The sequence below is a fragment of the Qipengyuania sp. SS22 genome (assembly GCF_025736935.1).
Lineage (GTDB): Bacteria > Pseudomonadota > Alphaproteobacteria > Sphingomonadales > Sphingomonadaceae > Qipengyuania.
Genome location: NZ_CP107048.1, coordinates 1687501 through 1706616 on the forward strand (window position 1 = coordinate 1687501; position 19116 = coordinate 1706616).

Here is a 19116-nt window from a genome sequence, read left to right on the forward strand (position 1 = left end):
CCCAGTTCATCACCTGGGGCTCGACCATATTGGTCGTGCGCCTGCTCGACCCGGCGGACTACGGCCTCTTCGCCATGAGCCAGGTGATCGTCACCGCGCTCCACTTCCTCAATGGCTGGAGCTTCGCCAGTTCGCTGATCCAGGCGGATGAGGTGGGCGAGCGCGATATCGGCCAGGTCTTCGCCCTTCTTCTGATCACCAACGGGTCGCTTGCCGCGATCCAGCTGCTGCTCGCCCCGGTCGTCGCGGATTACTACGGTCAGCCGGAGGTGGCCGACCTGCTGCGCGTGCAGGCGCTGATCTTCGCGATGATCCCCTTTACCGCTCTCCCCACTGCGCTGCTTGCACGGCGGCTCGAGTTTCGCAGCCAGGGCATTGCCAATCTGGTGTCCGCAGTGACCGCGGCGGCCACCGCGCTGGTGCTGGCGTGGCAGGGCTTCGGCGTATGGGCGCTTATCTATGCGCCGATCGCGGGCTTTGCAGTGCGCGCGCTGATCATGAGCGTTGCTGCCCGGCTGTGGGTGCGCCCGGTGTTCAATCTCAAAGGTGCCGGGCGGATGATCGGCTTTGGCGGGGCGCTGACGCTGTGCCAGCTGTTCTGGATCGTCCAGAGCCAGAGCGACATCTTCATCGCCGGACGGGTATTCTCGGTCTACGACCTCGGCCTCTATTCCGAAGCGCTCTTCCTGACGCTGATCGTTACCGGGCGTTTTATCCCGCCGCTGAACGACGTCGCCTTCCCCGCCTATGCCGAACTGCACAAGGCAGGGCGCAGCCTCGGCCCCTATTTCGAGCGCACGGCGCAAAGCGTCCTGCTGGTCGTCTCCCCCATCTATATAGGGCTGTCGCTGACCGCCCCCGAAGCGATCCTGGTGGTGTTCGGCGAGAAATGGACCGGGATGGCGCCGATCGTTTCGGGCCTTGCGCTGGTAATGCCGCTGATGGCGCTGCAGATCATCTGTTCGCCCACCTGCACCGCGACGGGCAAGGAACGCATCTATCTTGCCACCAGCATTGCCGGCGCAGCGATCTTCGCAACCTCCTTCCTTATCGGTGTGCAATTCGGCGCGCAGGGACTGGTGCATGCCTGGTGGATCGCCGCCCCCCTGCTGCTCGCCTTTACCCTCGCGCTGACGCTGCCGCAGATCGGCCTTTCGATGAAGCGCTTGGCGCTGGCACTGGCGCCCCCGGTCCTCGCCTGTCTGATCATGGCTGCGGTGGTGCTGGGTCTGCGCCAGATCCTGCCCGCGGATATCGGCCCTGTCGCGACGTTGGGAATTCTCGGGAGCGCGGGCGCCGCCACCTATGCGGGCATCCTCTATCTCGTCTGGCCCGACGTGGTGCGCCAGAGCATTGCGATGATCAGGCGCACCCCGGCAGATCCGCTGCCGCCGCACGCCTCCGCGCCAGTGCCCGCCGATCGAACCAGTACCATAACGGATTGAGCCGTGGGCCCAGCCGGAGCAGCCAGACGGGACGGGTCTCGGTCAAGCTCTGCGGCAGGCCCCACCTCTACCCTTCCCCCTCCCCGATTTTGTCGGCTCGCCCCGCCGTGGTATCCTGCGCGGGAGAGGAAGAGTGAAAGCCATGGCTCGATACGGGTTTTCCCGATTGGCCGCCGCCGCCGCGCTGGCGATAGCCGCGCCGCTGGCTGCGCAGTCGCCCGCCCCTGCCGAAGATGGCGCGCAGTCACCGACCGAAGACCATGTCATCGACCGCGATCGCTACGAACGGCTGACCGTGCCCGTCACTATTGCAGGTCAGGGTCCCTATCGCTTCCTTATCGATACCGGCGCGCAGGCCACCGTAGTCACGCATAGGATCGTCGATGATCTCGCGCTGCCGCGCCGCGGGCGGGCAATGCTCGTCGCGATGGGCAGCGCCGAGATGGTCGATCTGATCGAAGTCGACGAGCTGCGCTTTGCCGACCGTTCGGTCACCGGCCTGCTATCCCCGCTGCTTCATTCCAGCAATATCGGCGCCGACGGAATCCTCGGCCTCGACAGCCTGCAGGATTTGCGCGTGCTGATCGACTTCCGCGAAGAACGCATGCGAGTGGCCGATGCGGCGACGCTGGGCGGCAATGCGGGGTACGAGATTATCGTCCGCGCGCGGCGCAAGCTGGGGCAGATGGTCATCACCAATGCGCTGGTCGACAATATCCGCGTCGCCGTGGTCGTCGATACCGGCGCGCAAAACACCTTGGGCAACAGCGCGCTGCTGCGCAAACTGCGCGCGCGCGACATGGGCACGATCACCAGCATGGACGTTCACGGGACGCAGGTGGTGAGCGACCTTTCCTACGCGCGCGAGCTGGAGATCGGCGGGATGACGATGGGCAACGTTCCGATCGGCTTTACCGACAGCCCGACCTTCGCCGCGCTCGGCCTGGGCAAGCGGCCTGCGCTGATCCTGGGGATCGGCAGTATGCGCGTATTCGACCGGGTGGCGATCGATTTCGCCCGCCGCCAGATACTGTTCGACATTCCCAGCGCGCAGGATGCCTCGCGCGCGCGCGCGATGTTTATGTATGACGTGCCCGTTCCGGACGAGCCGGGGACCCCTTAGGCCCGCCACCTTGCCCCGGCGGCGCAATCATCCCACATAGCCGCCCTATGCCGCCCGACCCGACAGCCTCCGCCCAGCATCACGATCCCGAGGGCTGGACCACGGTCCGGCGCTTCCTTCCCTATCTCTGGCCCGCCGATAAACCGCATCTGAAGCGGCGGATCGTCGGCGCGATGCTGTTCGTGCTGATGGCCAAGGGGACCATGCTGGCGCTGCCGTTCGCCTATAAGGGCGCGGTCGATGCGATGACCACGCCCGCGAACGAGGCGGCGATGGTCGCGCTGGCCTTCGTCATTGCCTATGCCGCGGGACGCCTCGCCGCGGTGGTGTTCGACAATCTGCGCAACATCACCTTCGAACGCGTCGGACAGGATGCCACGCGCCAGCTGGCCGAGGACACCTTCGCCCGGCTGCACCGGCTATCGCTGCGCTTCCACCTCTCGCGCCGCACCGGCGAGGTGACCAAGACGATCGACCGCGGGACCAAGAGCATCGATGTCATGCTCTATTTCCTGCTGTTCAACATCGCCCCGACTGCGCTCGAACTGATCGCGGTGGGCGTGATCTTCTACCTCAACTTCGGCTGGGAGCTGGTCGCCGCCACCGCGCTGACCGTGGCCGCCTATATTACGGTGACCCGCAAGATCACCGAATGGCGCAACGATTTGCGCCGCCAGATGAACGAGCTCGACGGGACCGCGCTGGCGCGCTCGGTCGACAGCCTGCTCAATTACGAAACGGTCAAATATTTCGGCGCCGAAGTGCGCGAGCGCGAACGTTATGCGGAATCCGCGCATGCCTATGCCGAAGCCGCGGTGAAGAGCGAAAACTCGCTCGGCCTGCTCAACATCAGCCAAGCGGTGATCATGAACCTGCTGATGGGCGGCGCGATGGGCTTTACCGTGTGGCAATGGAGCAAGGGCGTGCTGACCACCGGCGACCTGGTGCTGGTCAACACCTATCTGATCCAGCTTTTCCGCCCGCTCGACATGCTCGGCATGGTCTATCGTACGGTCCGGCAGGGGCTGATCGACATGGCCGAGATGTTCCGCCTGATCGATACCAATGCCGAAGTGCAGGATGCCCCCGGCGCCCCGGCGCTGGTCGTACGGCGGCCGACGCTGGCCTTCGAGGATGTCGTCTTCGGCTATGAGGAAGACCGCACCATCCTCCACGGGCTGAGCTTCGAGGTCCCCGCCGGCAGTCATGTCGCGATCGTCGGTCCCTCGGGCGCGGGCAAGAGCACGATCGGACGGCTGCTGTTCCGCTTCTACGACCCGTGGCAAGGCCGGATCCTGATCGACGGACAGGATATTGCGCAAGTGACGCAGGCCTCGCTGCGCGACAAGATCGGCATCGTCCCGCAGGACACCGTGCTGTTCAACGACACCATCGGCTACAATATCGCCTATGGCCGCGCCGCGGCGAGCGCCGAGCAGGTGGCCGCAGCCGCCAGCGCGGCGGCGATCCTCCCGTTCATCGAACGCCTGCCCGACGGCTTCGATACCGAGGTCGGCGAGCGCGGGCTCAAGCTGTCGGGGGGCGAGAAACAGCGCGTCGCGATTGCGCGGACGCTGGTCAAGGACCCGCCGATCCTGCTGCTCGACGAAGCGACCAGCGCGCTGGACAGCCGCACCGAACAGGCGATCCTCGCCACGCTGCGCCGGGTATCCGAAGATCGCACCACGCTGGCCATCGCGCACCGCCTGTCGACCATTGCCGATGCCGACCGCATCCTCGTGCTCGAGCAGGGGCGGCTGGCGGAAAGCGGGACGCATGGCGACCTGCTGCGCGCGCGCGGTCTCTATGCCGAGATGTGGGCGCGCCAGCAGGCCGAAAGCGACGCCTGAGCCCGCTTGCTGCGGTCCGTATGGGATCCGCGCGATCCCGGTCTGTCCGGCCGCAGTCTTGTGATGCACTGCAACATCGTTCATAGGGCGAAGCGATTTTCGCGCGCCGATTGCGCGTGCGCTTCCCGAACCTGACAGGACATTTCCCATGCTCGACCGTGCCGCGATCCACCGCGACTGGTTTTCCAACATCCGCGCAGACGTGCTCGCCGGGCTCGTCGTCGCGCTGGCGCTGATCCCCGAGGCGATCGGCTTCTCGATCATCGCCGGGGTCGATCCGCGGGTCGGGCTCTATGCCTCGGTGGCGATCGCCATGGTGATCGCCTTTACCGGGGGGCGTCCGGGCATGATCTCGGCGGCGACTGCAGCGGTGGCCGTGGTGGTGGTGCCGCTGGTACGCGACCACGGGGTCGAATATCTGTTCGCCGCGACCATCCTGATGGGTGTGTTCCAGGGCATTGCGGCGCTGCTGCGGCTCGACCTGCTGATGCAATTCGTCAGCCGTTCGGTCATTACCGGCTTCGTCAATGCACTCGCCATTCTCATCTTCATGGCGCAGCTGCCGCAGCTCGATCCGAGCAATGCGGGGATCGGCTGGATGACCTATGCGATGGTCGCTGCCGCGCTGGCGATGATCTATATCATCCCGAAGTTCACCACTGCCGTGCCCAGCCCGCTGATCGCGATCATCGTGCTGACCGCGCTGACGATCTTCCTCGATGCGCCGGTCAACACAGTCACCGACATGGGCGAACTGCCCGAAGGCCTGCCCTATTTCGCGCTGCCCAATGTGCCGCTGACGTGGGAAACGCTGACCATCATCGCCCCCTATGCAGCGACCATGGCCGCGGTCGGCCTGCTCGAATCGCTGCTCACCGCGCAGATCGTTGACGACATGACGCATACCGGCAGCAACAAGCGCCGCGAAAGCGGCGGCCAGGGCATTGCCAACATCGTCGCCGCCTTCTTCGGCGGCATGGGCGGCTGCGCGATGATCGGCCAGTCGGTCATCAATGTGACCAGCGGCGGCCGCGGCCGGTTGTCGACCTTTACCGCGGGCCTTTCGCTGCTGATCCTGCTGGCATTGCTCGGCGATCTGGTCGGCCAGGTGCCGATGCCCGCGCTGGTTGCGATCATGATCATGGTCTCGATCGGGACCTTCAGCTGGAACTCGATCCCCAATATCGGCAAGCACCCGTGGCAAAGCTCGGTGGTGATGCTGGTCACCGTCGCGGTCGTCGTGGCCACGCATAATCTCGCGCTGGGCGTGCTCGCGGGCGTGGTGCTCTCGGGTGTGTTCTTCACTCACAAGGTGATGACGATGTTCGAGGTCGTGCGCGAACGCGATGGCGAGACTGCCACTTACCGCGCCAAGGGCCAGATCTTCTACGCCAGCGTCGAACGCTTCGAAGCCGCGCTTGGCCCTGAAAGCATCATGCCCGACCCCGCCGACCATGTGATCATCGATGTGTCGAAAGCCCACTTCTGGGACATCAGCGCGATCGGCGCGCTCGACAAGGTCGTCGAACGCATGCGCCGCAATGGCCGCAGCGTGCAGGTGGTCGGGCTCAACCGCGCCAGCAGCGACCTGGTCGACAAGTTCGCGCTGACCGACAAGACGGGCGTCGAAATCGGGCTCGCGCCACATCCCTGAGTGGGCTTTCCGCTGATAGGGCGGAAAGCGGACTGGCAGCTTTTGGACAGTTCTGCTGGTAAGCGGCCGGTCCTGGAGAGGACTATAGTTTTACCGCCGCGTTGCCGCCGTCTGCCCACAGCGCCGACCCGGTAACGAAGCTCGACATGTCGCTGGCCAAGAAAAGCGCCGCTTGTGCGATTTCTTCGGGATTGGCGATCCGCTTCATGGCGTGGAGGCCGGCAGCCCATTCTCGCTGGGCCGCGTCGCCAGCCATGTCGGTTGCAGTGCCGCCAGGCAGAAGGGCGTTCGCCCGAATGCCAGCAGCAGCATAGTCCGCCGTTATCCCGCGGACGAGACCCATCAACCCAGCCTTCGCCGCTGCATACGGACACATACCCGGCAATCCCACGCTGTTGCCGACAAAGCTCCCGGTGAACACAAGTGCGCCAGCCCCTTGCTCCAGCATCGCGGGGATCTGTGCTCGAGCGCCGAGAAATGCAGCCGTCAGGTTCACCGCCAGCACTTTCGACCATTCCCGAGGCTCTATCTCGGTCAGCGGCTTCATAGCTCCAACCAGGCCTGCATTGTTGAAGGCGATGTGCAAGCCGCCAAACTCTGCCCGTGCGGCAGCGACGGCCTGCTTGTGCGTGCGCTCTTCCGTCACGTCCCCCACGATGGCGAGAGCACGCCCTCCTAAATCTTCAATTTCCGCCACCGCCGAGTCCAGCGGACCCTCCCGTCGCGCGACGAGAACCACTGCAGCACCGTGCGCGGCAAACAGTGTTGCGGCCGCCTTCCCAATACCCGAACTAGCGCCCGTGATGATGGCTGCTTTGCTGTCTAACAATTTCACTTTGGGCCCCCTTGCTGGAGCTGGGCAGCTAGGGCTCTTTACAACGACACGCGTCCCGCTCCTTGCGATCAAAGCAAGTTTGCAACCTTACCCACGAAAATGCCCCGTTTTGGCGACCGCTTTCGGGGGTCATGCTCTTTTGGGAATGATCGACTTTGGGTCGCTAGCTGACAGGCAGCTTTCGGCACCGCAATCGCATTGGGGAGTTGGTCCGCTTCTGGGCGTACCTGGCAGCCTGCGAATGTCCGCAGATAGGGTGGTTAGCTGCCTTTATTGGCTCGCGAGCCATATATTAGCCGCGACAGCGGAGCAGAGACCAACTGCGCAGCCGGCGAACGTCCGCCACTTGCGCTTCAATGCAGCTACGATGACGCCAATCAAGGTCACCGAATACGGGAGCGAGGCATGGAACTCGACAGGCGAAAGTGGCACTGCTCGGTCTTCCTAAGTTACTTCGTAGAGTATCCTCTTCACTGCGATTCTGGGGCATTTTGTAAATGTCCGAAAAGTCGTCGCCAACCGCCATTCAGCACTGGCTGCCCCGGGTCGGGAACGCTGCCCGAACCCCGTCACTTCGATGATGCGGACAGTGCATGCAGCACGTCCATTGCCTCATCGGCCCGGTCGGAAGGCACGAAGGCATGATCGTGATGAAAAGCCGCGACCATGTTGCAGGCGACCCCGGCTGCGGCCAGCGCAGTCGCAACGGCTGCGGTCAGGCCAACGCCTTCGAGGTCGGAATGCACCGTCAGTGTGATGCGCGCGAAGTCCGGGCCGTCGATCCCCAGTTCATCCGCCAGCTCTGCCGGCACGATCGCGGTTACGCCCTCGTCCTCGCGAAAAGTACTGATAGCCGCGCCGAGCAATTGCGGCGCGGTGTCGGGCATAACGAGGACGAATCGCCAGCTGCGTGGGTCGAGCCGGGGCGCCATGGCGGCGATCATCGCCCGGCCATCGCGCACCGGCCCGCCCATTACAGGATATACTTGCTGAGGTCGGTATCGCCCGCCAGCGTTTCGAGCCGTTCGCGCACATAGGCGGCGTCGATCGTGATCGTCTCGCCCTTGTGCTCCTCGGCTTCGAAGCTGATGTCCTCGAGCAGGCGTTCCATGACCGTCTGCAGGCGGCGGGCACCGATGTTCTCGACCGCTTCATTGACCTGGGCCGCCAGCTTGGCGACTTCGGTGATCGCATCCTCGGTGAAATCGAGCGTGACGTCTTCGGTCCCGATCAGCGCCCGGTACTGTTCGACCAGATTGGCGCGCGTTTCCTTGAGGATGCGGACGAAGTCCTCTTCGGTGAGCGCGCGCAATTCGACGCGGATCGGCAGGCGGCCCTGCAATTCGGGCAACATGTCCGAAGGCTTGGACAGGTGGAAGGCGCCGCTCGCGATGAAGAGTACGTGGTCGGTCTTCATCGGCCCGTATTTGGTCGCCACCGTGGTGCCTTCGATCAGCGGCAGCAGGTCGCGCTGCACGCCTTCGCGGCTGACCGATCCGCCACGCACATCGCTGACCGCGATCTTGTCGATCTCGTCGAGGAACACGATGCCGTTGGTTTCGGCATTTTCCAGCGCGACGCGATTGATGTCGTCCTGATCCATGCGCTTGTCGCTCTCTTCCTCGACCAGCCGGTCCCAGGCATCGGGCACTTTCAGCTTGCGGCGCTTGAGCGGGCTCTTGCCCATCGCCTTGCCGAGCATATCCGAGAGGTCGATCATGCCGACCCCGCCGGGCATTCCGGGCACGTCCATCGGCGAGCTGGGCGCTTCGCGCACCTCGATCTCGACCTCGGTATCGTTCATTGAATTGTCGACGATCCGCTGGCGAAAGGCCTCGCGCGTCGCTTCGCTGGCATTGTCGCCGACCAGCGCGGTGAGCAAGCGGTCCATTGCCGCCTTGCTCGCGGTTTCGCGCACCGCCTCGCGGCGGCGGTCCTTTTCCAGCCGGATCGCTTCTTCGGCGAGATCGCGGGCGATCTGGTCGACATCGCGGCCGACATAGCCGACCTCGGTGAACTTGGTCGCCTCGATCTTGATGAAGGGCGCTTCGGCGAGCTTGGCCAGTCGCCGGCTGATCTCGGTCTTGCCGCAGCCGGTGGGGCCGATCATCAGGATATTCTTGGGCGTCACCTCGTCGCGCAGCTCGGCGCCGAGCCGCTGGCGGCGCCAGCGGTTGCGCAGCGCCACGGCGACCGCGCGCTTGGCATCCTTCTGGCCGATGATGTGCTCGTCGAGCGCGGCGACAATCGCCTTGGGGGTCAGTGCTTGGGTCATGTTTTCCTATCGTCATCCCAGCGAAAGCTGGGATCTGTCTCGGTTTGGCGCCTGGCCGAAAGCGATCCCAGCTTTCGCTGGGATGACGCATATCAAACGGTTTCGACGGTCACATTGCCGTTGGTGAAGACGCAGACGTCGGCGGCAACCGCCATGGCCTTGCGTGCGATGGTTTCGGGATCGTCTTCGTAATCGACGAGCGCCTTGGCTGCGCTGAGCGCGTAATTGCCGCCCGAGCCGATCGCTGCGATCCCGCCTTCGGGTTCGAGCACATCGCCATTGCCGGTGAGGACGAGGAGGTTGTCCTTGTCGGCCACGATCATCAGGGCTTCGAGATTGCGCAGGTACTTGTCCATGCGCCAGTCCTTGGTCAGCTCGACCGCGGCGCGCAGGAGCTGGCCGTTATATTGCTCGAGCTTCTTTTCGAGCCGTTCGAACAGCGTGAAGGCATCGGCGGTCGCACCGGCGAACCCGGCGACGACTTTCTCGCCTTCGCCGATCCGGCGGACCTTCTTGGCGTTGGGCTTCATCACCGTATTGCCCATGGAGACCTGTCCGTCCCCGGCAATCACGGTAACATCGCCGCGCTTGACGCCGATGATGGTGGTGGAATGCCACTGGGTCAGCCCGTGGCGATTGTCGTTTGCATCCATGCCGCGCGATATGGGGGGTGCGCGGCCGGGGTCAAGCGCAGCCTAGCCGCCGACGCCCGGTTGGCCGACCGCACCGATGTTGCCGAACAGGTCCTGCAGGAAGCCCCGCTCGCGGCCCAGTGTCGGTGTCTCATTGCCATCGGGGCTGAGAAAGACGACCTTGTCCATGCCGGTTTGTTCGGCCGAGATGACATTACCGGCGGCATCGAACTTCACCGCCAAGACCGAATGTTCCCGGATGCGCGGACGGACGAACGGCTTGCGCCCCGTCGTGCTCGACACATAATACCAGGTCTTCTCGCCATACTGGCTTTCGAAGGTCGGGCGCCCGAGCGTACCGGTGACGCTGCGCTCGTTATCGATGCCCGGCTGGACCGACTGCAGCAGGGTAGCGTCGACGATATAGCCGCGCGGTTCGCGGATCGCAGCGCAACCGCTTGTGGCAATGGCGGCCGCGCCAACTACGGCGAGGCCCAGAATTTTCGACCTGTTCATGGGAACAGCAAATCTCCGTCTGTCGGCAGGCGCTTGGCCGCGGGCGACCACCTGCCTATATGCTCGGCCAACGCCTTAATCCGAAAGCGTCGGCCCTTGCAACTCGGCAATGGGGTGCGCTTGGGGATCGCGGTTTGAATTGCCGCTGAACGGAGTAGTCTGTGTCTATCCTTGCCCGCCTTTTCGGCACCATCTTTTCCTCCGGCCCGGACCCGCGCGAGGAATGGCGCCCCCTGTGGCACCGCGTGGTCGCCGAAGCGCGCGATCCCGACTGGTACCGCATGTGCGGCGTCGCCGACAGCGTCGAGGGGCGCTACGACATGATCACGCTAGTGCTGACCCTGGTAATGCTGCGGCTGGAGGATGCGGGCGACATGGGCCCGGCCACCGCCCGGCTGACCGAATTGTTCGTCGAAGACATGGAAGGCCAGATGCGCGAAGCAGGCATCGGCGATCCCACCGTAGGCAAGAAGATCAATGCGCTGATGGAAAGCATGAACGGGCGCATCGGCGCCTATCGCGACGGGCTGCGCAGCGATCCCAAAGTGCTGGTCGAGGCGGTCCGCCGCAACGTCACCATGGCCCAGCCTGACGAAGCCGAGGCGCTGGTCCAGCGCATGGCCGCGCTGCATGCGCGGCTCGAACGCTCGAGCGTCGACGAATTGCGCGCAGGCGAGATCGCAGCATGAGCACAGGAGAACTCAGCCGCTTGGTAAAGCCGCGTGCGCTGCCCGGAGCGTCGCTGGTCGTGGAGGCCAGCGAGGCCGAACGCGCCGCGCTGGCGCAGCGGTTCGCTGTCACCTCGGTCCCCGACCTTACCGCGACTGTCGCCTTCGACACCGATGACGAAGCGGTGCTGGCCAATGGCACGCTCACTGCGACCATCGAACAGCCCTGTGCGGTGACGCGCGAGAATATCCGCTATACGGTGACCGAACCGCTCGCACTGCGCTTCGTGCCTGCGGGAACGACGCCGGACTATGCGCCCGACGAGGAAGTCGAACTCGATACCGAAGACCTCGACGAGATTGCTTACGAGGGCGATGCCTTCGATCTCGGCGAGGCGATCGCGCAGACGCTCGCGCTGGCCATCGATCCCTATCGCGAAGGCCCTGGCGCGGACGAAGCGCGCCGCAAGGCCGGCATCACCAGCGACGAGGAGCAGGCCTCCAGTGGCCCGCTGGCCGAAGCGCTGGCGGCGCTGAAGAAGGGTTAGTCCGCGGGGGTCGTCAGTTCCGCTCGAACCAGTACAACGTTCGCGTTGGCAGCACATCCACTGCCTTCACGATCCGCGCGCGCTGCGACAGCAGCTTGGCGAAGGTCTCATTGCGATAATCCGGGAAGATATCCGGTCGCTGCGACAGCAACAACTGCACCATCGGGTCTTCCTTGTGGGGGAATTCGATCACCCCGGCAGGCGCCAGGGACACGAGCCAGTCGACCGCCATGTCGAGCGGTACGTTGCGCCCGATGGCAATGTGGTGAATGAACGCGAGCGCCAGAAGCGCATCGGGCTTGGCGCGCCCGGCAAGGCCCATCCGCTCCGCCTCGCCCCAGCCCTGCGAGGGGCTCGGATTGGCCGCATCGAGCCACAGCGGCAGCAGATCGAGCTGTTCCAATTGCGCGCGCTTGAAGGCAATTTCCAGCGCGCCGTGGTCGAAATCGAAACCGATGACCTTTCCGGCCCCGGCCTCTAGCGCCGACTTCGAATAATCGCCCGTATTGCAGCCGAGATCGTAGAGCAGGTCCGGCTTGATGGCGGCGACAACCTCCTTGACCAGATCGTGCTTGGCCTCGGCTTCGGGAGCAGCGTAGCTGGTGTTGTTCGCGTAATCGCCCCACACCGTCTTGTGCGACGGGACTTCCATTTTCGCGATGGCCCCGCGCAGACCGCGAAGCATGCCTTCGAAGCTCGAGCGCGGCAGGCGCGCCTCGCGGTACCGCGACGAGCCCGTTGTCGTCTGCACCGACCGGTTCTGCAACGTAGCCTGGGCGATAACGTGGGTCAGCACGGTCCAGTTGAGCCGCTTCCTCAGCGGAACGAGTTTGGCCAGGTCTTCCGGCGCAATGCCTTCGAGCGATCCGCGGAACCAATGGTTCGGCTGGAGATCGAGCATCGACCACATCAGCAGCGGGTTGAGGAACTGCATGCAGAACTGGCGATGTGCGGCCCAGATCTCGCCGTCTTCGTACGGGCGGATCGACAGATGGTCGATATGAACCGGTCGGGTCCCGTCGAATTGCATGTTGTATGCAGTCGCATCGCTCAGCGTGAATTCCTGGGACAAAAGCTCGAGATGCAGGTCGAGATGCGCCAGCGCCGCCGCCTTGTGCACGCTGAAGCTCCATTCATACGGATATGAGATGAACGGGATCTGCGGATGGGAAAGGAGGACATCGGCCTGCTCGATTCCGACTTGCGATGCCTGTTCGGTCACATCGGTAAAATCGACCAGTCGGCCCCTGTCGACCAGCTTGCGCATGACGCCGGACTCTTCCGCGCGTGCAAAATTGCTCGCCGCGCTGCCCGTCACCGAGCGGAACACCTTCTCGCCGACACGGAATATTCGGCCGCCCGGATCGCGAAACGAACCGGGGTCAAGGACTGCGCTGGCGCTCATTCGTCGCCGCTGGGTTTCTGGCGGCTAAACAGCGCTTTCACCTTGTAGAGCGAAGTGCGGAAGAACAGCGTCGCACCGGCAACGGCCCCGATCGCAGCCTGCAGGACGATACTGCCCGTCGCGGGATCGATATAGGCGTGGGCCGGTGCAGATAGACTGAGCATGGCGGCAAGGCCGACGAGCGAAACCATGGTTCTGTGATGCATCGAGATTCCTTCGCAAGGGGTCTGGGCTGTGGTCAAATATGAAGCGGTTTGGCTAAAATCTTATTAATCTACTGGGCAAAACTCGGCAGCGGGCGCCACTCGCGCGGGGTGCCCGCCGCATCTGTCGCCGCCACTTGGTCGGGCGCGGGCGCGGGGCGCGGGGCTGCGGCGAACTCGCGCGCGCGGAAATCGGCCATCAATTGGCCGAGGGAATGCGTTCCGGGGACCTCGCCCGGGCTTTCACCGGGAACGCGGATCGCGAAGAAAGTCGAATAGGACATCAGCAACTCGCGCGGCGAAAGCTGTGGCCCGTCGACGAATGGCTGCGTGGGAGCGATCCGCGATCCGTGATCACCGTGGATCAGGACGATCGCTTCGCGGCCTGCGGGAGCGCGATCGAGCGCATCGAGCAGCCGGTCGAGCCGCTGCTGGAGACAGCGGACCTGGTCGGCATAGCCTTGTTCGCGCGAAGCTGCCGTGCCCGGCCCGTGTTCATCGAGCCACTGGGATTCGGGTTTCACCGTGCAATCGGCGGCCAGAATATACGGATCATGCGGCAGCAGAATATGCGCGAACTTCACTTCTCCCTCGCGCAAACCGGCAACGTCAGCGATGAACCTGTCGAACTGCCCGAGCGAGGTCAGCGGGAACAGCTCGCTGCGATTATGCGCCAGCCGAGCTGCGGGATCCGGGCGAAACCTGCCCGTGGCCAAGCGGATCGTCCTGGTCAGGTTGAGCATCGTGAAGCCGAACACTTTCGCACGGTCGATCGCGCTCAATTCGGTGCCGAGCATGGAAGACAGCCCGGAACTTTCGAACGTCCTGCACCGTGTCAATTTCTGCTTCACGCAAAGATCGAAATACGCGGGGAGCAAGGCGTCGATGCGATAGCCCATTGCATCGAGATCGGCGAAATAGGGCAATTGCTCGGGTATCGAATATTCCGAGGTGATCGAGTGGACCACGGGTTCGTCCTGCCCATAGGAAAACAGCGCCGGAAGCGAGTTCAGGGTCTTTGCATGCGGGCTGTAGGCGCGCGGATAGACCTGGAAATCGTGGCTGGTGAAAAAGCCGACCTGCTCGGACCGCAAGCCCCGGTAGATGTCCGGACCCAGCGCCATGCCGTCCAGCCCGAGATAGGAATCGAGTACCAGGTGAACGACCGGCGGGCGGTCCGCGAGATCGCGATTGGGGTCCTGCAGGTTCTGCGCCTCGTTCCCGGCTTCGCGCGGGCTGCCGTCGGTCAGAACCAGTTCAGCACCTTGGAAAAGGAGCACCGCAGCGGCCGCGGCGAAGAGGATCTTCACGAACACCTCGCGCACATAGAAAGCGATCACTGCGAAAACGGCCCAGCAGCCCAGGAACCAGATAGCGCGGATCGATGCGTTCAGATCGACCAGCAACGCTGTGAAGAGTGCCACGACGAGAAACCACAGACGCGGTTTCGCCGCTTGCTGGACGAGAGCCATCAGCGCCCCGATCACTCCGAGCGCCAGCATGGTTATAGCTACCTCGGACCGAAAAAGCGGATAGTCGTTGAAGTTGAGCAAATTGAGGAAACTGGCCCACAGCGCGACGATCCATACGCTATGAGCGAGCCAGCGATCACCCGATCCTTTTTCTTGAATGCTCATGGCGTCGTCCCCCCCCCCGAATCGGGCCCGGGGTAGGTGCGCCTTGGTTAAGATGCCCTAAAGTCGGAGGCTTAGGCCGCCGAAGATGGCAGCAAGCCACCCGCATTGAGACAGCTATACTGCGCTATGAACCAAGCAGCCTTCCTCCCCAGAAAGTAGAAGCTACTGCTATCGATAGGAGGAAGACTATCCGCGCCACTCCGCGCTCACATTCAGAACGGAATGTCGTCGTCGAGATCGTCGTAGTTCGAACCGCCACCGGCACCGCCCGCGCTGCCGCCCGAACCGCCGCCGGATGAACCGCCGCCGCCCTGGTTCCAACCGCCGCTCTGGCCGCCGCCACCCGAACCGCCGCCCTGGTCCCATGACCCGCCGCCGCCACCGCCGCCGCCGCGGTTGCCGCCGCCGCCCTGGGCGCCGTCGAGCATGGTCAGCGTGCCGTTGAGCCCGCGCAGCACCACTTCGGTGGAATAGCGGTCGTTACCCGACTGGTCCTGCCATTTGCGGGTCTGCAGCTGGCCTTCGATATAGACCTTGGAGCCCTTGCGCAGGAAGCGTTCGACCACGCCCACCAGACCTTCGGAGAAGATCGCGACGGTGTGCCACTCGGTCCGCTCCTGGCGTTCGCCGGTATTGCGGTCCTTCCACGTCTCGCTCGTGGCGATGCGCAGATTGGCGACCTTGCCGCCGTTTTGGAAGCTGCGGATCTCGGGATCGGCCCCGAGATTCCCGATCAGCATGACTTTGTTGAGGCTACCGGCCATCGAATCGTTCCTTCAAATAAACAGGCGTCGGGCCTAACCGACGCTGCGAGCGGGGGCTAGGCTGGCGGGCGCCGTTTCCACCGGACCGGAGCGGGTTCTGGCTAGAGCCCGGCCGCGGTTGCCGCCCAGAAGGTCAGCCCGCCCGCGACATAGGCCAGCGCGAAGAGGTAGAAGACCATGAACGCGGGCCATTTCCACCCATTGGTTTCACGCCGCGCCACCGCGATGGTCGAGATGCATTGCGGCGCGAAGACGAACCACGCGAGGAAGGCGAGCGCGGTCGGCAGGCTCCATAGCGCGGCGATCCGGTCGGTCACGCCTTCGGCGGCGAGTTCTTCATCCTCGGCATCAACCGCATAGGTCGTCGCGAGCGCGGACACCGCCACTTCGCGCGCGGCCATCGCCGGGATCAGCGCCAGGCTCATCTCGCGGTTGAAGCCGATCGGTTCGAGCACCGGGTGCAGCACATCAGCCACCTTGCCCGCGACGCTGGCATCCATCTGGCTTTCGCCCGGTTCGGCTTTGGGAAAGCTCAGCATCAGCCACAGCGCGATGGTGACGACGAAGATGATCGTGCCTGCACGGCGGAGGAAGACCCACGCGCGCTGCCACAGGCCGATGGCCAGATCCTTGATCCGCGGCAACTGGTAGCGCGGCATTTCCATGATGAACCCGCTTGCCGCGCCGCGTGCCACGGTGCTGCGCAGCACCAGCGCCACCACCATCGCCCCGACGATTCCGGCAAGGTAGAGCACGAACAGGACGAGTCCCTGCAGACCGATGCCCGGCCCAAAGCTGGTCTCGGGAATGACCGCGGCAATGATCACCGCATAGACCGGCAGCCGCGCCGAACAGGTCATCAGCGGGGCGATCAATATGGTGGTCAGCCGGTCCTTGGCATCGGGAATGCTGCGCGCGGCCATGATTCCGGGAATCGCGCAAGCGAAGCTGGAGAGCAGCGGAATGAAGCTTTTGCCGCTGAGGCCGACGCCCGCCATCAGCCGGTCCATCAGGAACGCGGCGCGCGCCATGTAACCGCTCGCCTCCATCAACAGGATGAAGAAGAACAGGATCACGATCTGCGGCAGGAAAACCACGACCGAGCCGACGCCCGCCAGCACACCTTCGGTAAGGAAATCGCGGAACAGCCCGGCGGGCAGGACATCGCTCACCACCCCCGATACCGCGCCGACCGCGCCTTCCAGCGCATCGGCAAAGGGCGTTGCCCAGGCGAACACCGCCTGGAAGATCACGAACAACAGGCCGAACAGGATGACCGGCCCGATCCACGGATTGAGCAGAACCCGATCGACGCCGTTCTCGACCGTGTGGCGAGTCGAGGTCGACAGGATCGCGCCGCGCGCCATATGCTTGGCCGCCAGCCGCCGCTCGGGCAGCGTCAGATGCCATTGCCGGTGCGCGTCCTCGTCGGCATGGGCTTCGGCTTCCGCGATCGCCGCGGACAATTCCTTCAGCCCCTTGCGCCGCACCGCGACCGTCGGGATCACCGGCACACCCAGCGCTGCGGACAGCGCTTCGGGATCGAGCACCAGACCGTCGCGCTCGGCGAGGTCGATCATGTTGAGCGCAACCACCGTCGGGCGCCCCAGTTCGAGCACTTCCTGCGCAAATACGAGATGCTGTTCGAGATTCGCCGCATCGAGCACGAGGACGATCACCTCGGGCGTCGCTTCGCCTTCGAACTCGCCGTGCACAACCTTGCGCGTCACGTCCTCGTCTGGGCTGGCGGCGTCAAAACTGTAGGAGCCGGGCAAGTCGATCAGTTCGACCGGTTCGCCGCTCGGCAGGGCGAGTCGCCCGGCCTTGCGCTCGACCGTCACGCCGGGATAATTGGCGATCTTCTGGCGCGCGCCGGTAAGCGCGTTGAACAGCGCGGACTTGCCCGCATTGGGATTGCCGACAAGGGCGGCGGTGCGTTTGCGGCTCATGCGGGTTCGACCTCGATCGCGAGTGCGTGGCTGCGGCGCAGCGCAATGGTCATGCGTCCGATACGGATGGCGAGCGGATCGCGCGTCCCGAAAATGCCGCGATGGATGACGGCGACTTCGGCGCCTTCGTCCACGCCCAGCGCCCTAAGGCGCTTGGCCTCGTCCTCGGCCAGCGCGGCCCAGTTAACGGCCACGATCCGCGCGGCCTTATCGTGTTCGAACCCGTCCAGCGTCATACGCGCCGCCCTGTCAGAAGTGCGCGGTAGTTGCAACTGGTTATCAATAGCGCGCTAGCGCGCGGGGTAGCGCAGTCGCCCGAGGAAGCGCGATACGCTGAAGCTCTCACGATCGGGATTGAGCCATTTGGCCTTGACCCGTTCGAAGGTCATCACGCCGTCGATCCGGCGCTCGAGGAAGGCCCGCGTCTCGGCCTTGCCCTCGCTTGCGTCATCGACGAACACCGCCAGCGTTGCGCCATAGATCGAGGCGAGGATCGCGCGCTTGGTATAGTGATTGTAATCGGTCGCCGTATCGCCTGCCAGCCGCCACATCACATCGGCGCTGTTCCAGCCGGTCTTGAGCGCGCGCGCGGCGTTTTGCGGCATCGCCATGATCGCCAGCCCGCGCCGCAGTGCCTCTTCCCGTCCCGCCACCGCATCGAGCCGGTACTGGACCAGGCTGCGAATGCGTTCGCGGATCTTCATTCCGGCCAGCTTTTCGGGTGGCAGGTCGAGCGTCATCTGCCGGTCGATCGTCTCGATCCAGGCGCAGATCATGCCCATCGCGCCTTCATCCTTGAAGGCGAGCCGGGCGACATCGCGGTCGGCCCCGAGCTGGTCGGCGGCCATGTCCAGCGCGGCATCGCTCCAGCCGTCGAATATTGCCGCCTCGGCGATGCCGGGGGCCAGCGCGAGTCGCAGCTCGTCGAGCGTGAGATCTTCGACTTCCATGTCAGCTCGGCCCGTAGGCCTCGGCCTGTTCGCCGCGATCGGCTTCGGCGCGTTCGATTTCTTCGAGCATGGTCGAGCGCGCGCCCATCAGCCGCGCATAATCGCGCGCCGTGCGGCCCGAATTATCCGCCCGGTCGGGATTGGCGCCCTTTTCGATCAGCAGCCGGACAAGGCTGCTGTCGCGCCGGTGAACGGCGGCAATCAACGGGGTTTCGCCGGTGCTGTTGGGGACATCGACCGCTGCACCGCGCCCGGCCAGGATTTCCACGCCTTCGGAAAAGCCGAGCTGGGCGGCGAGCTGCAGCGGCGTGGTGCCGTGCTTGTCGGCGAGATTGGGATTGGCGCCCTTGGACAGCAGGAACCGCAGCCACACCGCATCGCGCCGCTGGGTCACGATATGCAGCGCGGTTTCGCCGCTGGAAATGTCGCGCGAATTGACCAGCACGCTACCGGGTTCTTCAAGCAACAGCGTCGCTTCATCGCCCTGGCGCTTCTTCACCGCTTCGAGGAACTTGTATCCGTCACGCTGAGACTGCGCCTGCAGCGGCCCCGCCAGCAGCGATCCTGCCAGTACCGCCAGAAGGATGTTTTTCACCAAACGCTTCACCGTGTAAGGTCCCTATTATCCGCAATTCAATGGCTGACTCGCCCTTGCCGAGCGC

The 19116-nt window shown here is 64.4% G+C and carries 19 protein-coding genes (1 of these 19 only partly in view); 6 read left to right on the plus strand and 13 right to left on the minus strand.

Going from position 1 to position 19116, the window contains the following annotated elements:
• From N6L26_RS08340 to N6L26_RS08355, 4 genes are all read left to right on the plus strand, one after another.
• Positions 1–1445, plus strand: the 3' portion of a protein-coding gene (locus N6L26_RS08340; RefSeq protein ID WP_263605134.1) for a lipopolysaccharide biosynthesis protein. 43 nt of this gene lie to the left of the window's left edge; 1445 of the gene's 1488 nt are visible here — the last part of the coding sequence; its start codon lies beyond the left edge, outside the window; it ends in the stop codon at positions 1443–1445.
• A gap of 142 nt (positions 1446–1587) precedes the next feature.
• Positions 1588–2568 carry an aspartyl protease family protein gene (locus N6L26_RS08345; RefSeq protein ID WP_263605135.1) on the plus strand — a complete coding sequence of 327 codons (981 nt, stop codon included), beginning with the start codon at positions 1588–1590 and terminating at the stop codon, positions 2566–2568.
• A gap of 47 nt (positions 2569–2615) precedes the next feature.
• A complete protein-coding gene (locus N6L26_RS08350) occupies positions 2616–4418 on the plus strand; it encodes an ABCB family ABC transporter ATP-binding protein/permease (RefSeq protein ID WP_263605136.1) in 1803 nt (600 codons plus the stop codon).
• Positions 4419–4566: 148 nt separating this feature from the next.
• Positions 4567–6072, plus strand: a complete 1506-nt coding sequence (locus tag N6L26_RS08355; RefSeq protein ID WP_263605137.1) for a SulP family inorganic anion transporter — start codon at positions 4567–4569, stop codon at positions 6070–6072.
• Positions 6073–6154: 82 nt separating this feature from the next.
• On the opposite strand, the gene N6L26_RS08360 is transcribed toward N6L26_RS08355, so the two are convergent.
• The 5 genes from N6L26_RS08360 to N6L26_RS08380 all read right to left on the minus strand — a co-directional run bounded on the left by N6L26_RS08360 (position 6155) and on the right by N6L26_RS08380 (position 10330).
• Entirely contained in the window at positions 6155–6907 is a 753-nt protein-coding gene (locus tag N6L26_RS08360; RefSeq protein ID WP_263605138.1) for an SDR family oxidoreductase, read from the minus strand.
• A gap of 569 nt (positions 6908–7476) precedes the next feature.
• The gene (locus N6L26_RS08365; protein WP_263605139.1) at positions 7477–7881 is read right to left on the minus strand and encodes an ACT domain-containing protein; all 405 of its coding nucleotides are present in this window, start codon (positions 7879–7881) and stop codon (positions 7477–7479) included.
• Positions 7881–9182 (minus strand): ATP-dependent protease ATPase subunit HslU, encoded by a 1302-nt coding sequence (hslU, locus tag N6L26_RS08370; RefSeq protein ID WP_263605140.1) that lies wholly within the window; start codon positions 9180–9182, stop codon positions 7881–7883. Before hslU ends, N6L26_RS08365 begins: the two co-directional genes overlap by 1 nt.
• A 92-nt stretch (positions 9183–9274) precedes the next feature.
• Positions 9275–9835, minus strand: a complete 561-nt coding sequence (gene hslV / locus N6L26_RS08375; RefSeq protein WP_263605141.1) for an ATP-dependent protease subunit HslV — start codon at positions 9833–9835, stop codon at positions 9275–9277.
• 42 nt (positions 9836–9877) lie between these two features.
• Positions 9878–10330, minus strand: coding sequence for an outer membrane protein assembly factor BamE (locus N6L26_RS08380; RefSeq protein ID WP_263605142.1), 453 nt, complete (start codon positions 10328–10330; stop codon positions 9878–9880).
• Between the two features lie 161 nt (positions 10331–10491).
• Between N6L26_RS08380 and N6L26_RS08385 the strand changes: the two genes are divergently transcribed.
• Both N6L26_RS08385 and N6L26_RS08390 read left to right on the plus strand, forming a co-directional pair.
• Positions 10492–11019, plus strand: a complete 528-nt coding sequence (locus N6L26_RS08385; protein ID WP_263605143.1) for a ubiquinol-cytochrome C chaperone family protein — start codon at positions 10492–10494, stop codon at positions 11017–11019.
• Entirely contained in the window at positions 11016–11546 is a 531-nt protein-coding gene (locus tag N6L26_RS08390; protein ID WP_263605144.1) for a YceD family protein, read from the plus strand. The genes N6L26_RS08385 and N6L26_RS08390 overlap by 4 nt, the downstream gene beginning before the upstream one ends.
• A gap of 13 nt (positions 11547–11559) precedes the next feature.
• Here the strand turns inward: N6L26_RS08390 and N6L26_RS08395 are convergent, their stop codons facing one another.
• The 8 genes from N6L26_RS08395 to N6L26_RS08430 all read right to left on the minus strand — a co-directional run bounded on the left by N6L26_RS08395 (position 11560) and on the right by N6L26_RS08430 (position 19049).
• The gene (locus tag N6L26_RS08395; RefSeq protein WP_263605145.1) at positions 11560–12951 is read right to left on the minus strand and encodes a class I SAM-dependent methyltransferase; all 1392 of its coding nucleotides are present in this window, start codon (positions 12949–12951) and stop codon (positions 11560–11562) included.
• On the minus strand, positions 12948–13157 hold the full coding sequence (locus tag N6L26_RS08400; RefSeq protein ID WP_263605146.1) for a hypothetical protein: 210 nt from the start codon (positions 13155–13157) through the stop codon (positions 12948–12950). The genes N6L26_RS08395 and N6L26_RS08400 overlap by 4 nt, the downstream gene beginning before the upstream one ends.
• A 68-nt stretch (positions 13158–13225) precedes the next feature.
• Positions 13226–14791 (minus strand): hypothetical protein, encoded by a 1566-nt coding sequence (locus tag N6L26_RS08405; protein ID WP_263605147.1) that lies wholly within the window; start codon positions 14789–14791, stop codon positions 13226–13228.
• A gap of 212 nt (positions 14792–15003) precedes the next feature.
• The gene (gene ssb, locus N6L26_RS08410) at positions 15004–15555 is read right to left on the minus strand and encodes a single-stranded DNA-binding protein (RefSeq protein WP_263605148.1); all 552 of its coding nucleotides are present in this window, start codon (positions 15553–15555) and stop codon (positions 15004–15006) included.
• A gap of 101 nt (positions 15556–15656) precedes the next feature.
• Positions 15657–17504, minus strand: a complete 1848-nt coding sequence (gene feoB / locus N6L26_RS08415; RefSeq protein ID WP_263605149.1) for a ferrous iron transporter B — start codon at positions 17502–17504, stop codon at positions 15657–15659.
• The gene (locus N6L26_RS08420; protein WP_263605150.1) at positions 17501–17740 is read right to left on the minus strand and encodes a FeoA family protein; all 240 of its coding nucleotides are present in this window, start codon (positions 17738–17740) and stop codon (positions 17501–17503) included. The genes feoB and N6L26_RS08420 overlap by 4 nt, the downstream gene beginning before the upstream one ends.
• A gap of 54 nt (positions 17741–17794) precedes the next feature.
• Positions 17795–18454, minus strand: a complete 660-nt coding sequence (locus N6L26_RS08425; RefSeq protein ID WP_263605151.1) for a COQ9 family protein — start codon at positions 18452–18454, stop codon at positions 17795–17797.
• 1 nt (position 18455) lies between these two features.
• Positions 18456–19049: an ankyrin repeat domain-containing protein gene (locus tag N6L26_RS08430; RefSeq protein ID WP_263605152.1), complete on the minus strand. Its 594-nt coding sequence runs from the start codon at positions 19047–19049 to the stop codon at positions 18456–18458.
• Positions 19050–19116 lie beyond the last annotated feature (67 nt).

Bases quoted from the DNA above. Each gene is read 5' to 3' on its own strand.
- N6L26_RS08345 (WP_263605135.1), top strand. From the start codon at position 1,588: ATGGCTCGATACGGGTTTTCCCGATTGGCCGCCGCCGCCGCGCTGGCG.
- N6L26_RS08350 (WP_263605136.1), top strand. From the start codon at position 2,616: ATGCCGCCCGACCCGACAGCCTCCGCCCAGCATCACGATCCCGAGGGC.
- N6L26_RS08355 (WP_263605137.1), top strand. From the start codon at position 4,567: ATGCTCGACCGTGCCGCGATCCACCGCGACTGGTTTTCCAACATCCGC.
- N6L26_RS08365 (WP_263605139.1), bottom strand. From the start codon at position 7,881: ATGGGCGGGCCGGTGCGCGATGGCCGGGCGATGATCGCCGCCATGGCG.
- hslU (WP_263605140.1), bottom strand. From the start codon at position 9,182: ATGACCCAAGCACTGACCCCCAAGGCGATTGTCGCCGCGCTCGACGAG.
- hslV (WP_263605141.1), bottom strand. From the start codon at position 9,835: ATGGATGCAAACGACAATCGCCACGGGCTGACCCAGTGGCATTCCACC.
- N6L26_RS08380 (WP_263605142.1), bottom strand. From the start codon at position 10,330: ATGAACAGGTCGAAAATTCTGGGCCTCGCCGTAGTTGGCGCGGCCGCC.
- N6L26_RS08390 (WP_263605144.1), top strand. From the start codon at position 11,016: ATGAGCACAGGAGAACTCAGCCGCTTGGTAAAGCCGCGTGCGCTGCCC.
- N6L26_RS08395 (WP_263605145.1), bottom strand. From the start codon at position 12,951: ATGAGCGCCAGCGCAGTCCTTGACCCCGGTTCGTTTCGCGATCCGGGC.
- N6L26_RS08400 (WP_263605146.1), bottom strand. From the start codon at position 13,157: ATGCATCACAGAACCATGGTTTCGCTCGTCGGCCTTGCCGCCATGCTC.
- N6L26_RS08405 (WP_263605147.1), bottom strand. From the start codon at position 14,791: ATGAGCATTCAAGAAAAAGGATCGGGTGATCGCTGGCTCGCTCATAGC.
- ssb (WP_263605148.1), bottom strand. From the start codon at position 15,555: ATGGCCGGTAGCCTCAACAAAGTCATGCTGATCGGGAATCTCGGGGCC.
- feoB (WP_263605149.1), bottom strand. From the start codon at position 17,504: ATGAGCCGCAAACGCACCGCCGCCCTTGTCGGCAATCCCAATGCGGGC.
- N6L26_RS08420 (WP_263605150.1), bottom strand. From the start codon at position 17,740: ATGACGCTGGACGGGTTCGAACACGATAAGGCCGCGCGGATCGTGGCC.
- N6L26_RS08425 (WP_263605151.1), bottom strand. From the start codon at position 18,454: ATGGAAGTCGAAGATCTCACGCTCGACGAGCTGCGACTCGCGCTGGCC.